This is a genomic window from Acetobacter vaccinii (assembly GCF_008365315.1).
Classification (GTDB): domain Bacteria; phylum Pseudomonadota; class Alphaproteobacteria; order Acetobacterales; family Acetobacteraceae; genus Acetobacter; species Acetobacter vaccinii.
On sequence record NZ_CP043506.1, the window covers coordinates 2562280 to 2576489 of the forward strand.

Sequence of the window (14210 nt, forward strand, 5' to 3'; positions counted from 1 at the left end):
CTTTTGGAAACACCAGTTGAACGGAGCCCGTTGGTGCGGCATGAGGGGGACATCGCATCCTCCTCGCGATGGCAGTTAGGGCTTTTACATGTCAGAATATACACCCATTGGTCTTGATAACGGAAACCAGCCTGTCAAGGCGCTGACCCATTCGGGTAATTTCCACGTCGATGAAACTCTGGGTTACGTCATCCTCCATTACGCCCTTGCCCCGGCAGGAGACCTGCGAGGCCGGGTGCTTGGCACTGCCCCGCAGGATCGTCTGATATTCAGCCGTTCACGCGTTCCTGCGCAGATACAGGAGGCTGACATTGTGTTTGATGTTGGCGGTATCCACGCACCGCCAAAAGGCCGCTATGACCACCACATGCGGGATAAACCCCTCCGGGATGATGGTATTCCATTCAGTGCGGCAGGCCTTTTGTGGAAAGATTACGGGCTGGCCGCCATCAGAAACATTCTGCCGAACGACCTAGATGAGGCCACATTGGCCGCCATCTGGCAGGCCGTTGATAAATCCCTGATTATCCCTGTTGATCAGGACGACAACGGCGTGGTGAAAATGGGCCGCCTTTCCCTGGCAGATATTGTGTCAGCCTGCAGCCCCCCCTGGGACACTGCTGAACTGTATGGAGCCGACATGGCCCAGCAGAAGGAAACGGAGGGCTTTGCCAATGCTGCTCAGGCCGTTGCTAGCCATCTGCGCAACAGTATCGACAGAACACGCGCCAGCCTGAAGGCAACAGACCGCGTCCTTTCTGCTCACAAGCAGGCAGAGGACAAGCGTATCCTGCTAATGGATACCGGCATGCCGACCGAGAAGGTTATTTTTGAGCATAACCTGCCTGTTGTTTACGTCGTCTCCCCCGCAGGGTCAGCCCAGTGGAATGTCAAAGCTATTCCCCCCGTGCGGGGAGATTTTGGCCAACGTGTGTCTTTGCCTGATGCCTGGGCAGGGCTGGAAGGCCAGGCCCTGGCACAGGTATCCGGCGTGGCTGATGCCAAATTCGCACATCCGGCCCGGTTTATCTGTGGGGCCGCCAGCCGGGAAGGCGCACTTGAGATGGCACGCCGTGCATTGGAGATCGACGCAGCCCTTAACCAGACACCCTGACATCTGTCAGGCTTTGACAGTTTCCAAGCCTCTAGTTACACACAATACGATGGTGTCCCTCACGGGATTTAAAAGGGAAGCCGGTATAGCAAGCATGCTTAGTCCGGCACTGCCCCCGCAACTGTAAGCGGTTAAAAAAGGTCTTTTATGCTTTGCCCTGTAGCTGGCAAAGCCACCACTGGGCTCCCCCCGGGAAGGTGAAAGACCCCTTGGGACGTTACTGTCCCAGCCGCAAGTCAGGAAACCTGCCATCCGACCTATCTGAGTGTCATGGGCTATGGCGGGGTGCCGTAGGCCATGAGGCCACAAACCGTGTGCCCCTCCGTCGGAGGCCTCTCCCTCTCGCACCCTGTTTTTGCATAAGGCGCAAAAACATGCCGAACATTTCAGGTGTGAGCAGGCAGGTAAAAACTCACGTTTTTTCCGCACTCGCTTGGTTCATCGGCTGCCAACAGCGTTTATCTTCCAAAGCGCGACTGTTCAGTAGAGCAGGAAACTCCTTTCCATGACAGCACGCGCCATCATGATTGCCGCCCCACGTTCTGGCGGAGGCAAAACAACAGTTACCCTCGGCCTCCTCGCCGCCTTTAAAGCTATGAGAGTGCGGGTCAGAGGCGCAAAAACTGGCCCCGACTACATCGACCCGGCGTTCCATGAAGCCGCCACAGGCCGCAGTAGCTTCAATCTCGATAGCTGGGCTATGCCGCAGCCGTTGCTGAACTCTCTGCTGGATCACAGCGCGCACGAAACAGACTTTGTTATTATTGAATCCGCAATGGGGCTGTTTGACGGTTTGATGGCACCAGACAAAGCCCGTGGCGCACCTGCTGATATTGCTGAACAGTTTGGTATTCCGGTTGTGCTTGTGCTCGACGTTTCCGGGCAGGGCCAGTCAGCCGGTGCGGTCGCCCATGGTTTTGCCACGTTCCGCCCCGGCCTGAAGGTTGCTGGGGTTATTCTCAACCAGGTTGCCTCTGCCCGTCACTTGGCTATGGCCGAAAGTGCGGTCACTTCAGCCGGCCTTAAAGTGCTGGGCGCGTTTATGCGCGACCCAACACTTGTCCTGCCAGAGCGGCACCTAGGGCTTGTTCAAGCACGCGAACACCATGACCTTGCTGCCTTACTGGGTCACCTCGCCACCCGTACTCAAGCCGCCCTCAATCTGGACGATCTATACGCAACTGCGGCACCTCTACCCCCCCATACTCAGCAACAGCATTTTGCTTTGCCGCCACCAGGACAAAGAATTGCGGTTGCGGATGATGCGGCTTTTTCTTTCTTCTACGGCCATCTTGGGCAGGGCTGGCGGGATGCCGGTGCTGAGCTGGTTCCTTTCTCTCCCTTAGCAGATGAAGGACCAGACCAATCCTGCGATGCCTGTTGGTTACCCGGAGGATACCCGGAGCTATATGCGGGCACTCTATCAGCAGCATCGACCTTTCAGGATCAGTTGTCACAGTTCGCGCATCACAGCCCGGTCCATGGAGAATGTGGGGGCTTTATGGTTCTTGGGCGCGCGCTGGAGGATTCCCAAGGAAAAATCCATGCCATGGCAGGCCTTCTCAACCACGTAACAAGCTTTGCCAAGCGTAAAATGACTCTGGGTTATAGAGAGACCATAGTCCGTAGCCCCTGTATTCTGGGGGAAGTAGGTACCCGCCTGCGTGGGCATGAATTCCATTACGCACAAGTCATAGAACCTGGGCAGGATGCCCCTCTGGTGGATCTGTTTGATGGGGCCGGCAACAGCCTTGGTCCAGCCGGAGGGCAGAGGGGCCGGGTGTCCGGGTCCTATTTTCATGTCATGGCGCAACAGGAACATTCTAATGACATCTGACAGCCACGATGCCGACAGGCACAAAGAAAAAATGCAGCGCCGCAAGGCTGTACAGGACCAGGAAGTCGCCTCGAAAACAATCGAAAAAGGCCTCCTGATGGTGCACACAGGGGCTGGCAAAGGCAAATCAACCGCTGCATTCGGGCTGGCATTGCGCATGCTGGGGCGCAACCGGCGCGTCGTAGTTGTGCAGTTTATCAAAGGTGCCTGGTCTACAGGGGAGCGCACGGCCCTGACACGGTTTGATGACCTTCTGGAATGGCATACTGCCGGGGAGGGGTTTACATGGGAAACACAGGACAAAGCACGGGATATTGCCGCCTGTGCCCATGCGTGGGACATCGCCCGTGAGGCCCTGCGCCGGACAGATGTAGACTTGGTGGTACTGGATGAATTGAACATAGCCCTGCGCTATGACTATCTGCCCCTGTCCACTGTGCTGGCTGATCTGGAAGGGCGGCCACAGAGGCAACATGTCGTTATAACAGGCCGTAACGCTCCGGCTGACCTCATTACTGCGGCTGACCTGGTCACAGAAATGACGCTGGTAACACACCATTTTAAAAACGGGGTCAAAGCACAGGAAGGGATTGAGTTCTAATGCCTTCGCCGCGTGCCCTCATGTTCCAAGGGACGGGTTCGAGTGTTGGTAAATCCGTACTGGTCGCGGGACTGGCGAGGGTCCTGACCCGCCGGGGCCTACGTGTGCACCCCTTCAAACCCCAGAATATGTCCAACAACGCTGCTGTTACCGCTGACGGAGGGGAAATCGGGCGGGCTCAGGCGCTACAGGCCCAAGCCTGTGGCATTGCCCCAACCGTGGACATGAACCCGATTTTGTTGAAGCCACAAAGTGATATTGGCGCACAGCTTGTGGTGCGTGGTCATTTGAGGGGAACCTTTAAAGCCAGGGATTATCAGCACATCAAACGGGACTTAATGCCGCATGTTCTTGATTCATTCCAATCCCTAGCGCAGGGTGCCGATATTGTTCTGGTCGAAGGAGCGGGCTCGGCCTCAGAAGTTAATCTACGGGACCACGATATTGCCAATATGGGCTTTGCCCAGGCCGCCGACGTTGATGTTGTGCTGATTGGCGATATTGACCGCGGTGGAGTTATCGCCAGTCTGGTGGGAACACAGGCTGTGTTGGCAGACGCCGATGCCCGCCGTATCCGGGGCTTTATCGTCAATCGTATGAGGGGTGATCCCTCTTTGTTCTCATCCGGCATGAGTCTTATCGCAGAACACACAGGCTGGGCACCTTTAGGGCTTGTTCCCAACCTCGGCATTCTGCAAAGCCTGCCGGCTGAGGATGCTCAGGACCTGTGTGCTCATCATCACTCTGCACACTCTGGGCACATCAAAATTGCCGTACCCCATATGCCCATGATCGCCAATTTTGATGACCTGGACCCGTTGTTCAATACGCCAGACGTGGACGTGCTTTTTGTAGAGCCCGGGCAGGCACTCCCTGTGTGTGATCTGATTATTCTACCCGGGTCAAAAAGCACCTGCTCTGACCTGGACTTCCTCCGCCAACAAGGCTGGGATGTGGATATCAAAACTCATGTGAGACGTGGAGGGCGAGTGCTGGGTATCTGCGGTGGGTACCAGATGCTCGGACATACCATCAGTGACCCTGAAGGTATTGAGGGAGTTGTAGGTCACTCTCCCGGCCTTGGCCTTTTGGATGTCACGACCGAATTGACGCATGGTAAGCGCCTGCTTGCGGTAAAGGGCAGGCTGGAACCGGAACAAGTGGCTGTGCACGGGTATGAGATGCATATGGGCCGCACAACCGGGAACGATCAGGCCCGGCCTTTTGCTTTTATCGACCAGCAGCCGGAGGGAGCCTGTTCCCCCGATGGGCAGATATGGGGGACATATCTTCACGGGATCATGGCCAGCGGTGCCATACGTCAGGCCTTGCTTGCCCGTTTGGGTATGCAAGCGCCCCGTTATCAGAACCATGAAAACATCGTGGAAACCGCCCTGAACACCTGGGCAGACCATTTGGAACACCATATTGATATCCCAGCGCTACTCAAACTGGCGCGCCCTGTATCCTTATGAATACCCCCCAGATGCAGTTGCCAACCCATGGTGGGCAGGTTCAGGCCATCATGCGAAATTTCTCCGGCGCACCAGAACCCTTTGTAGATTTATCCACCGGCATCAGCCCCTATCCTTATCCCTTTAGCCTGCCAGACCCCTCTATTCTAACGCGCCTGCCAGAACAGGCTGAGGAACAGGCTCTGCTAGCTGATGCGGCAAGAGCTTACGGGCTTACCTCCACCGCACTACTCGCCGCAGGGGCGGGAACACAGCTTTTAATCTCGCTGCTGCCCTACGTCCTCAAGGGTGACCATGCGACCATTCTCGGCCCAACCTACAATGGGCATGCCACTGCATGGCAACATGCAGGGGTAAGCCTGCAAGTCGTCTCGGACATGGAAAGCATGATGGCTCTGGCACCTCGCCCCGGTCATGTCATGATTGTTTGCAATCCCAACAACCCGGACGGCCGCCACTACTCTCCCGATGTTCTGCGTCCTCTGGCTGACCGCTGTGCCAATCATGGCGGATATCTGGTTATTGATGAAGCCTATGTAGATTTTGAGCCATCTCTCAGCTTGGCATCCGCACTGCCACATCCGGGGCTCTGCATTTTACGGTCGTTTGGCAAAAGTTATGGCCTGCCAGGAATACGACTTGGGTTCTTCCTAGCCTCCGCTCCTCTTGTCGAGCGTATGTCTCACATGCTGGGAGATTGGCCTGTCAGTATTCCTGCCATCCATGCCGGGCGCGCCGCACTGTCTGACCCACTATGGCTGAAGCAACAATCTGACAGGCTGGAACAAGACATACGACAACTTTTGCATATCTTGCAGAAGGCAGACCTCCCTGTTGTCGGACAAACCAAGCTGTTTGTTCTGGTCCGCACAGCACAAGCACCTGCTTTATGGCACTGGCTCTGCCAGCACGGCATTATCACCCGGATTTTCCACGACCAACCAACCGACATCCGCTTTGGCCTGCCTGCCCATGTCGATGACTGGACCCGGCTCGAACATGCTCTGTTCTCCTGGGCGGCGGTGGACAAAACCACAGACTGTTCAGCGAACATGCCTTTTTTGCTTCTGGATGAAACTTGCCAGAGAGAGACCACCCAACACAGCGCCTTGTAAAAAACACGCCCGCCGATAAAGCTGCAACGCGGCACGAATGTCAGCAGATGTCAGGTCTCGGCGGCCACGCCCCACCCAATGCACCGCATTCAACTCGCCATCATACACTCGTGGACCACCGATGGAGAGGCCAAGCGCTCCCGCCAAAGCCCCCTCCGGCCACCCTGCGTTAGGAGAGCGATGATGGGATGCATCCTTCCAGACTGTGCGTAATGCCTCCCGCCAATCCAGCCCGCCACACCACGCAGCCAGAACCAACCAGAGGGCTGCAAGGCGTGATGCAGGAATGTTAATGAGATCATCCACCCGCGCCGCACATTTCCCAAAGGCCTCGTAGCGGGTGTTTCTGTGGCCGATCATGCTATCGGCTGTATTGATGGCCTTGTAAAAAACACCCCCCGGCAAGCCAAAGGCAAAGCACCAAACCAAGGGGGCGACAACACCATCAGAAAAATTTTCGGCCAGGCTTTCAATCGCCGCACGGCAGATAGCAGCCTCATCCAAAGCGCTTGGATCACGCCCGACGATCATCGACACAGCGTAGCGACCGGCTTCCAGCCCGTCACTTTCGAGCGCCAAAGCCACGGCCTCTACGTGTTCATACAAGGACCGTTGTGCCACGCAGGAACTGGCCAAAACGCCACATATCACCGGATTGCTACGACACAGACGGGCCACAAGCATAGCGCATACGCTTGGAACCACACTTAAGGCCACAGTCGCAACGCCACCACTGGCTACTCTTACCGAACGTGATGCCGTCTGCCTGTTAAGGCCTCGGTCCAACGCTGTAATGAAGTTGCCCTGCCAGACAACGGGATGCTTGATAAGACGATAAGCGCGTTCAGGGTACCCAAAAACACCCTCCACCACAGCCGCGATCAATGTTGTCAAAGGAAAAGCCAGCATACACAACGCATATCACTTTAAACCTGCCTTGTAAGGGCCGGAGCAAAACAGGCACCACAAGAACAGATTATTCAGGCTCACCATGATGTGCTGTGCTTATGTGTCATGGACATACCAGAACGCAGCAAGGGGCAGCCCATCTGAAATTTCACTCGCCCAGCTAGTACGTCTATGGTTCGTTGCATTCAGCACGCCATGGCCTGCATAGCATTTTACAAATAAGGGACTACACTTTGGACCAGACAGAGTTTGTCAAAGCGATTGGAACATTTCTGGCGATTATGAACCCGTTCCTAAGCTTGCCGGTGTTTCTGGCCATGACAACGGGCTTTAGCGTATCGGAACAAAGAAAGCTTGCCACCAAGATAACGTTCTTTTCCGCCATCATGTGTGCCGCCATTCTACTTGCGGGGACGCAGATCATCTCATTTTTTGGCATTACGATTGACCAGTTCCGCATCGCAGGCGGGATTGTACTAGCCCATATTGCATGGTCCATGCTGAGTGGTAAGGAAATTGCCTCCCACCAAGGCAGTACGCAGGAACAGGACCAAGTACAGGCGCTGTCTGGGCTGGCATTCTACCCCATGACATTTCCGCTGGTTGTCGGACCAGGCACCATTGCAACACTGATCATCTATACCAGCCATACCCAGCAGAGCGAAAAGCTGGCTGTTGCGGGAATTGTTGGTGCAATTTTACTCCTCCTGTTCGGAGTGCTGTTTTTTGCGTCAGAATTTGGCAAAGTGCTGAGCGATACCATGCGCGTCATCACCACACGGCTGATGGGCATGATCCTTCTGGCAATTTCTGTGGGTATGGTCACATCGGGCATTAAAGCCGTTTTTGCCCTGCATTAATGGCTCTACGGCCAACTCTACATACACGCTACCAGTCGGAGGGGAGAGATTTCTCTCCCCTTTTTTATGGGGCTATTGCACAGCATACAGCTGACTGAAGACCGTCACGTTTTGGAATGCAGGTCAAACGGACATTGCATTGAATGCGATCCGCTATATATACTCAGATCGAGTACATATATGACCCAATGAGGTTCGCCCATGACAACTCTGGCAACAGCACCCGACAGAGATACGCTTTATCAGCCTCTCTCTCACATCATGCGGCGTGATATCTGGGAGCAGTCATACGCTGCGGATGTAGAGGCTATTCTACGCCTCAAGAAAGAGCGGAATGCCATCATTCTGGCCCATAATTACCAGACGCCCGAAATTTTTCACGGTGTTGCTGATGTCAAGGGCGACAGTCTTGCTCTGGCCCGTGCCGCGCAAGGCGTGGATGCTGACATTATTGTCATGGCGGGTGTCCACTTCATGGCAGAAACAGTTAAACTGCTTAATCCCGACAAAACCGTGCTTATTCCCGACCCACTCGCTGGGTGCTCCTTAGCGGAGGGCATAACGGTTGAGAACATTCTGGCTCTGAAACGGGATAATCCGGGTGTGCCGGTTGTGACCTATGTGAACAGTTCCGCAGCAGTCAAAGCGGTAACTGACATTTGCTGCACTTCAGGCAATGCCCGCAAGGTTGTGCAAAGCCTGGGGGTACCTCGTGTCATCATGATCCCGGATGAGTTTCTGGCACGTAATATCGAGCAAGAAACCGGAGTGGAAATGATCACATGGCCCGCCCATTGCGAGGTCCATGAGCGCTTTACCCCGCAGGAAATACGGCAGTATCGGCGCATCCACCCGGGAGTGACGGTGATCACCCACCCCGAATGCCCGCCCGAGGTGGTAGAAGCCGCTGATTTTTCAGGCTCTACAGCCCATATGATTGATTATATTGATGCAGCCAGACCCGAAAAAGTGCTGCTCGTGACAGAGTGTTCCATGAGTGACAACCTGTCTGTCCTCTACCCGCAAACCGAGTTCGTGCGGCCGTGCAACCTTTGCCCCCATATGAAGCGCATTACACTTGCCAATATCCGTAGCGCGCTTGAAACCGGACAAACGGCCGTCACCATCCCAGCCAATTTGCAGCAAAAAGCGCGGCAGTCGGTCGAGCGGATGCTGGCTATCTGAATAACGCCATGCCCCACATTCTTTCTCATTTAGCTGGACAACCAGTTATTGCTGGCGCAGGCCTTGCCGGTCTGGCTGTTGCACTCCAGTTGAAGACATCATGCGTTGTGCTCTCCCCCGCACCATTGGGAAAGCAAACAGCCTCTGGGCTGGCACAAGGGGGGATTGCTGCCAGTGTGGGAGCCGATGATAGTCCTGAATGCCATAGTCAGGATACATTAGCTGCAGGGGCAGGACTATGTGACCCCAGTGTGGTGCAGGCTATCACTGCCGAAGGAGCGCATTGTGTAGAAACATTGCGCCAATGGGGAGTCCCCTTCGCCCAAAAACACGGTCGTTTTCTATTGCATCATGAGGCTGCCCATTCCGTTGCAAGAATTGTTTACGCAGGAGGGGACGCAACGGGTGCCGCAATTATAAAAACACTCGTCCAGCGTGTGCATGAAACGGACAGAATTACGGTCTTAAACCAAACACAGTTGTCTGACGTGGTGCTGCATGACGGACAGGTAAGCGGCGTCTGGACCTCTGCTGGTTATATTCCCACCACATGCTGTGTTATCGCCACCGGCGGGGCAGGGGCACTCTTTCAGGGTGCCACGTCTCCAAGCCAATGTGATGGCTCTGGTATTGCTGTCGCTGCAAGGGCTGGGGCGCTCCTAGCTGATATGGAGTTCACACAGTTCCATCCAACAGTAATTGATTGCCGTGCTCCCGATGGTCGAGGCTTGCTGGTAAGCGAAGCGGTCAGAGGGGCAGGGGCCATATTGGTCGATGAGAGCGGCCAACGCTTTGTTGATGAACTACAGCCCCGTGATTGTGTCAGCCGTGCTGTTGCTCAGAAAATACTGTGTGGCCAAAAAGTTTTTCTCGATGCACGCAGGCTACACACAGGTCGGTTTAGCCAAATATTTCCTACAATTTTTAATTCCTGCAAGACATTCAACATTGATCCCGACACAGACCTCATTCCAGTACGTCCTGGCATGCATTATCTCATGGGGGGTATCCATGTTGATCTCTCAGGGCGTAGTAGTATTCCCGGCCTGTGGGCATGCGGGGAGGCCGCCTGTACCGGCATGCATGGTGCCAACAGACTAGCCAGCAATTCCCTGCTTGAAGCCTTTATCATGGGTCGCAATGTTGCCCGCGATCTTTCCAGCATTGAAAAACAACAATACCCCCTCAGCCAGCCTCCGACACATCAAGGTAAAAGGGAAGACGATCTTGATTTCAGTCATCTGACTGAAAACCTTGGCATTTTGCGGAGCTCAGAGAAACTGGAGAACATCTTAAACGCGACCCTCCCGTTTTTAAAAACCAGCAATCGTGCCCTGATCGCCGCCAGTATGGCCTGGGCAGCGCTGCAACGTCGTGAAAGTCGTGGCAGCCATTGGCGAACGGATTTTCCACGACCAGCCGACACAACCAGCCGCCATTTTTTCACCATCAATGATCTTGCCATCTAATACGACCAGAGTGGAGTGTTCACGATGCCTGCACAGCCGTTTTTGCCGTCCATCATGTGGGAAAACACTATCCGCAATGCCCTATTGGAAGATCTGGGAATTGGAGGTGACCTGACAACACAGGCCCTTGCCAGCCCTGACTGCACGATGCGTGCTGCCTTTAGGGCCCGTCAGGATGGTGTCGTCGCTGGGTTGGAGGGCATGCGGCTTGCATTCACTCTGCTGGACCCAAACACCACGGTCTCATATTCCACAACAGATGGCACTATCGTCTGCGCGGGTGATACTCTTGCCTACGTGGAAGGCAAAGCTGCCGTCGTGTTGGGTGGGGAACGTACAGCTTTAAACATTTTATCGCACTTAAGTGGAATTGCATCTGTCACCCGACAGATTGTTGACAAGGTCTCCCATACAAAAGCCCGCGTCTGCTGCACACGCAAAACGCTTCCAGGCCTCAGAGCTTTCCAAAAATATGCCGTCAAAGCTGGTGGTGGCCATAACCATAGATACAGGCTGGATGATGCCATTCTGATCAAAGACAACCATCTCGCCCTGTGCAACGGCAGTATTACAGAGGCTTTGCAAAAAGCCCGTGCCTATGCAGGCCATCTTGTTTGTATAGAACTTGAAGTTGATACTTTAGCACAACTGGAAGAAGCTCTCTCCTGCAGTGTGGCCAATACCTATTTGTTAGACAATATGTCTATCCCAGAATTACGACAAGCTGTGGCCATGGTTTCAGGCCGAGCCGTTGTCGAGGCTTCCGGCGGCATAACCCCTGATACTGCACAAGAAATTGCCGAAACAGGCGTTGATGTTTTATCCATGGGGTGGCTAACACATAGCGTCAAAGCGCTTGATATTGGCCTTGATGTTGAAATTGCCTAAAAAAACGAAAAGAGGATGAGTACAAACCCATCCTCTTTTCATCATGTTACCCGTTGTAAGAAAACGAGATGTCGGCCTTCGAGAAATGGCTGGCAATTTTATCTTTATCAGACAGAACAGCATCAGCTTCTGAAATTGGCCATGTGATGTTGAGTTCCGGGCAGTTCCAGATCACCGCACGTTCAGATGGCTTGCTGTAAAGGGATGTGCACTTGTACTGCACCTCCGTATTCTCTTCCAGCGTGACAAAACCGTGCAGGAAGCCTGGCGGGATCCATAGCTGAGACCAGTTTTCTGCAGACAGTTCTGCCGCAACCCACTGCCCATATGTCGGCGACCCTGTACGGGCATCCACCGCCACATCCCAGATAGCACCACGTGTCACACGGACAAGCTTACCTTGCTCATAAGGAGCCAACTGACAATGCAGCCCTCGGACCACGCCTTTCTGGCGTGACAGGCTTTGATTGTCCTGTACGAAAGGTAGCGTAATACCAACTTTTGACAGCTGGTCCTGATTGTAAGTCTCTGAGAAAAAACCGCGACTGTCTTCAAAACGGGCTGGAGTGACAAGAATCACATCTGGAATGGCAAGTCGTTCAGCGTGCATCAACGATGATCTTTCCTGTTATAAGAAGCTGGGCAAAAGGGGACAGCAGTCAGTAACCGCTGTCCGCCAGTTCCAGAAGCAGGCGGCCCAGTTCTGTTTTGCCCATTTTATTAGCGTGCTCACGCAGCTGATCTGCATTGATGTATTTATTACGAAAAGCCACTTCTGCAGGTGAGCCAACCAACATGCCTTGACGGGACTGAATGGTCTGCACAAAATTGCCAGCCTGCATCAAGCTGTCAGGCACCCCGGCATCCAGCCAGGCGCAACCACGGCCAAGGCGTTCAACCTGCAGGGTGCCTTCTTCCAAATACATGCGGTTCAGGTCGGTAATTTCCAACTCGCCGCGCGCACTGGGCTTAACTTTTTTGGCAAAATCTACGACCCGATTGTCATAGAAATACAGCCCAGTCACAGCCCAGTTGGATTTGGGCACCTTCGGCTTTTCTTCCACCATCAAAGCCTGACCTTGCTCATCAAAAGAGACAACGCCATAACGTTCCGGGTCACGAACCTGATAGGCAAAAACCGTCGCCCCTTTGGCCCGACCGTAGGCCTGCCGCAGAAGCTCACCCAGATGATCGGCAAAAATCAGATTATCGCCCAGCGCCAAGGCGCAGGATGCCCCATCAATCCAGTCTTCCGCGATCAGAAAGGCTTGTGCCAGACCATCTGGCGAAGGCTGGATACGGTATTCAAACCGAACACCAAACTGCTCCCCCGTTCCCAGAAGCCGCTGGAATTGCGGCATGTCATGCGGGGTCGTAATAATCATGATATCCTGTATGCCAGCCAGCATCAGGGTCGCCAGAGGATAATAGATCATTGGCTTGTCATAAACCGGCAGCAACTGCTTGGATGTTGCCAGAGTCATGGGGTGCAGCCTGGTTCCAGATCCCCCTGCCAGAATGATACCTTTCATCCGCGCACTCTCAGTCATTTTAATGCCTTCGTTCATCACTGTTCCAAGGCTTTTACACCCGCTTTTGTGCTTTGTAACCTAGAGGCAAACAGAGCATTGGAAAGACGTGGTATAAAAACAAAAGAAGTAATAAAAAATAAATAGTCTACTCTCATAAAGAGGGTAGGGGGAGCATTGCTCCTGCCAGAAAACAGCTTGGCGCTGTTTCCGATTGGAAAGAATACAAACGGGCTGGCCGCCCTTTACCATATGCGATGTAATGGGCAGTTTCTGCCACCAGCCCCTGCTGCTGCACGAGCCGACGGAAATTTTGCTTATGCATTAACCGACCTGCCAAAGCCTCCATGGTATTCTGCAATTGTAACAAAGGAAAAGAAGGCGGCAACAGATCGAATACGACCGGTGTGTAGCGAATTTTTGCCCGGATCCGCGACAGCGCCGTCGCCAGTACACGGCGGTAATCATGCCGCATGGTTTTACCCGGAATGAGGCTTGCCCTGTGGCCGCTGGCTTCAGGCACCAAACCGGCCTCCCACAACAGCTCGTAACGGCTGAGTGCGAGTTCGTCATTCCAAACGGCACCGTCAAAACCAAAAATACGACAGCACCGTTGCCAGTGGCTACTCTTAGCGCCTGCCCATGATTTTAACTGTTCTTTTATTTCCAGCAGCAAATTATGGCAGGCTGGATGCCTGCGATCCTCCCACGGGAAATACTCATATAAAGAAGTTGCTGTTTCTTCTGCCTCATAATTCTGACGAATAAACGCAAGGTAGGAAATACGAACCTGCCGAGGCGTTTTGCCATCGGCCGCAGACGCAAACGTATAAAGCTGCTCGGTATGCCCTAGTGCCATACCTGTCTGGCGCTCCACCCAACCACGCATGCCTTTCTGGAGCGAGCTGTGTTCCATAGTCAGTGGGCCCGCTGGAAATATTTCGCCATTACAAAGCGTTAAAACAGTCGGCACACCAAGACCCATGCCGACCAGCACTGCCACCAGTTCTGCCTCACACAGATCTGGCTTTGCCATTGGTTCTGACAAAGCATGAACAGAGGGGTGTGCCATGAGCATTGTAAACCATAAGTTGCAGCCGACATCACCTTGTAACAGCAACGCGTTGCCTGTCACAACAGCATGGCATTATGGCAGAAAAGAGCGAGCCACGGGCACAGATTGCAGGAGTGCCCCCACCAAACAAAAAACGACAATGGCCAGAGTCAA

At 54.0% G+C, this 14210-nt stretch carries 13 protein-coding genes and 1 riboswitch; of the genes, 9 read left to right on the plus strand and 4 right to left on the minus strand.

Annotation, left to right across the window (positions count from 1 at the left end; genetic code table 11):
• Positions 1-88: 88 nt before the first annotated feature.
• The 5 genes from FLP30_RS11465 (at position 89) to cobD (ending at position 6142) form a co-directional block, all read left to right on the plus strand.
• Positions 89-1114 carry an MYG1 family protein gene (locus FLP30_RS11465; RefSeq protein WP_149279918.1) on the plus strand — a complete coding sequence of 342 codons (1026 nt, stop codon included), beginning with the start codon at positions 89-91 and terminating at the stop codon, positions 1112-1114.
• Between the two features lie 33 nt (positions 1115-1147).
• Positions 1148-1381, plus strand: a riboswitch (cobalamin riboswitch).
• Between the two features lie 238 nt (positions 1382-1619).
• A complete protein-coding gene (locus tag FLP30_RS11470; RefSeq protein ID WP_210419283.1) occupies positions 1620-2951 on the plus strand; it encodes a cobyrinate a,c-diamide synthase in 1332 nt (443 codons plus the stop codon).
• A complete protein-coding gene (gene cobO / locus FLP30_RS11475) occupies positions 2941-3552 on the plus strand; it encodes a cob(I)yrinic acid a,c-diamide adenosyltransferase (RefSeq protein ID WP_149279919.1) in 612 nt (203 codons plus the stop codon). The genes FLP30_RS11470 and cobO overlap by 11 nt, the downstream gene beginning before the upstream one ends.
• A complete protein-coding gene (locus tag FLP30_RS11480) occupies positions 3552-5027 on the plus strand; it encodes a cobyric acid synthase (RefSeq protein ID WP_246856521.1) in 1476 nt (491 codons plus the stop codon). The genes cobO and FLP30_RS11480 overlap by 1 nt, the downstream gene beginning before the upstream one ends.
• A gap of 11 nt (positions 5028-5038) precedes the next feature.
• Entirely contained in the window at positions 5039-6142 is a 1104-nt protein-coding gene (cobD, locus tag FLP30_RS11485) for a threonine-phosphate decarboxylase CobD (protein ID WP_149280368.1), read from the plus strand.
• Here the strand turns inward: cobD and cbiB are convergent.
• Positions 6071-7036 carry an adenosylcobinamide-phosphate synthase CbiB gene (cbiB, locus tag FLP30_RS11490; protein ID WP_338028477.1) on the minus strand — a complete coding sequence of 322 codons (966 nt, stop codon included), beginning with the start codon at positions 7034-7036 and terminating at the stop codon, positions 6071-6073. The two genes, cobD and cbiB, sit on opposite strands and share 72 nt — an antisense overlap.
• 248 nt (positions 7037-7284) lie before the next feature.
• Here cbiB and FLP30_RS11495 point away from each other — a divergent pair, with 248 nt between their 5' ends.
• From FLP30_RS11495 to nadC, 4 genes are all read left to right on the plus strand, one after another.
• Positions 7285-7911: a MarC family protein gene (locus tag FLP30_RS11495; protein ID WP_149279921.1), complete on the plus strand. Its 627-nt coding sequence runs from the start codon at positions 7285-7287 to the stop codon at positions 7909-7911.
• Positions 7912-8112: 201 nt separating this feature from the next.
• Positions 8113-9096: a quinolinate synthase NadA gene (gene nadA, locus FLP30_RS11500; protein WP_149279922.1), complete on the plus strand. Its 984-nt coding sequence runs from the start codon at positions 8113-8115 to the stop codon at positions 9094-9096.
• 8 nt (positions 9097-9104) lie between these two features.
• Positions 9105-10565: an L-aspartate oxidase gene (locus FLP30_RS11505; protein WP_149279923.1), complete on the plus strand. Its 1461-nt coding sequence runs from the start codon at positions 9105-9107 to the stop codon at positions 10563-10565.
• 24 nt (positions 10566-10589) lie between these two features.
• The gene (gene nadC, locus FLP30_RS11510; RefSeq protein ID WP_149279924.1) at positions 10590-11453 is read left to right on the plus strand and encodes a carboxylating nicotinate-nucleotide diphosphorylase; all 864 of its coding nucleotides are present in this window, start codon (positions 10590-10592) and stop codon (positions 11451-11453) included.
• 46 nt (positions 11454-11499) lie between these two features.
• Here the strand turns inward: nadC and rfbC are convergent, their stop codons facing one another.
• The 3 genes from rfbC to FLP30_RS11525 all read right to left on the minus strand — a co-directional run bounded on the left by rfbC (position 11500) and on the right by FLP30_RS11525 (position 14018).
• Entirely contained in the window at positions 11500-12063 is a 564-nt protein-coding gene (gene rfbC / locus FLP30_RS11515) for a dTDP-4-dehydrorhamnose 3,5-epimerase (RefSeq protein WP_149279925.1), read from the minus strand.
• A 49-nt stretch (positions 12064-12112) separates the two neighbouring features.
• Positions 12113-12985 carry a glucose-1-phosphate thymidylyltransferase RfbA gene (gene rfbA, locus FLP30_RS11520; protein ID WP_149280369.1) on the minus strand — a complete coding sequence of 291 codons (873 nt, stop codon included), beginning with the start codon at positions 12983-12985 and terminating at the stop codon, positions 12113-12115.
• A gap of 151 nt (positions 12986-13136) precedes the next feature.
• A complete protein-coding gene (locus tag FLP30_RS11525) occupies positions 13137-14018 on the minus strand; it encodes an NUDIX hydrolase (RefSeq protein ID WP_149280370.1) in 882 nt (293 codons plus the stop codon).
• Between the last annotated feature and the right edge of the window lie 192 nt (positions 14019-14210).

What these genes read in the sequence shown, in the direction of transcription:
- nadC (WP_149279924.1), top strand. Translation starts at nt 10,590, where the DNA reads ATGCCTGCACAGCCGTTTTTGCCGTCCATCATGTGGGAAAACACTATC.
- FLP30_RS11465 (WP_149279918.1), top strand. Translation starts at nt 89, where the DNA reads ATGTCAGAATATACACCCATTGGTCTTGATAACGGAAACCAGCCTGTC.
- FLP30_RS11470 (WP_210419283.1), top strand. Translation starts at nt 1,620, where the DNA reads ATGACAGCACGCGCCATCATGATTGCCGCCCCACGTTCTGGCGGAGGC.
- cobO (WP_149279919.1), top strand. Translation starts at nt 2,941, where the DNA reads ATGACATCTGACAGCCACGATGCCGACAGGCACAAAGAAAAAATGCAG.
- nadA (WP_149279922.1), top strand. Translation starts at nt 8,113, where the DNA reads ATGACAACTCTGGCAACAGCACCCGACAGAGATACGCTTTATCAGCCT.
- rfbC (WP_149279925.1), bottom strand. Translation starts at nt 12,063, where the DNA reads ATGCACGCTGAACGACTTGCCATTCCAGATGTGATTCTTGTCACTCCA.
- FLP30_RS11505 (WP_149279923.1), top strand. Translation starts at nt 9,105, where the DNA reads ATGCCCCACATTCTTTCTCATTTAGCTGGACAACCAGTTATTGCTGGC.
- rfbA (WP_149280369.1), bottom strand. Translation starts at nt 12,985, where the DNA reads ATGAAAGGTATCATTCTGGCAGGGGGATCTGGAACCAGGCTGCACCCC.
- FLP30_RS11480 (WP_246856521.1), top strand. Translation starts at nt 3,552, where the DNA reads ATGCCTTCGCCGCGTGCCCTCATGTTCCAAGGGACGGGTTCGAGTGTT.
- cobD (WP_149280368.1), top strand. Translation starts at nt 5,039, where the DNA reads ATGCAGTTGCCAACCCATGGTGGGCAGGTTCAGGCCATCATGCGAAAT.
- FLP30_RS11525 (WP_149280370.1), bottom strand. Translation starts at nt 14,018, where the DNA reads ATGGCAAAGCCAGATCTGTGTGAGGCAGAACTGGTGGCAGTGCTGGTC.